General features: G+C 63.9%; 1 protein-coding gene. It reads right to left on the bottom strand.

The genetic code is table 11. From position 1 onward, the window contains the following. Window positions 1–30 precede the first annotated feature (30 nt). Entirely contained in the window at window positions 31–462 is a 432-nt protein-coding gene (locus ACT6VE_RS34895; protein ID WP_008904227.1) for a nuclear transport factor 2 family protein, read from the bottom strand. Window positions 463–554: the final 92 nt, after the last annotated feature.

Below are 554 nucleotides of genomic sequence, written 5' to 3'. Positions count from 1 at the left end.
CTGGTGGAGAGTAGCCACGCTGCGTGCCGTTCAGTAAGCCGCAGCCACCGCCAGCTTGGGGTCGATCTGCCAGGTTTCACTGACGATCTTGCCTTCACGGAACGTCAGCACGTAGCGCACCTTGATGGGCATCTTGCCTTCGAAGACGACGTTGGCCGAGACGGTGGCGCCCTTGGGGTTGGCCGATTCTTCAATCTGGCCGACTGTGAGCTTCAGTGGGCCGACGGCCTTGCCGAACTTCTCCCAGGTGCCGCGAATGGCATCGGTGGTGGCATAGGTGCCGTCGAGTGGGCCGCCTACCCAGTTCAGCTGGGCCTGGTCGGCATAGGCACGCATGACGATCTGGGTGTCGCCCGAGGCGATGGCCTGGAAGTGCGTGCGGGCGTCGTCGCTGGGGGCGGCGAAGGCGCTGCCGGAGGCGAGCGTCAGGGCGGTGGCGGCGAAAGCGAAAGTCTTGAACATTGTGGGCTCCGATGAAGGGTTGGTGTGAAGTGAAGGGGGGTGAGTGCTGGACGAAGGGTCCGATAGGTCCCGACAAAAGAGCAGACGGCGTC

This window comes from Shinella sp. (assembly GCF_052438155.1).
GTDB lineage: Bacteria > Pseudomonadota > Alphaproteobacteria > Rhizobiales > Rhizobiaceae > Shinella.
Note: the sequence above shows the minus strand (reverse complement) of the source record. Positions and strands in the feature narration are given on the sequence as shown.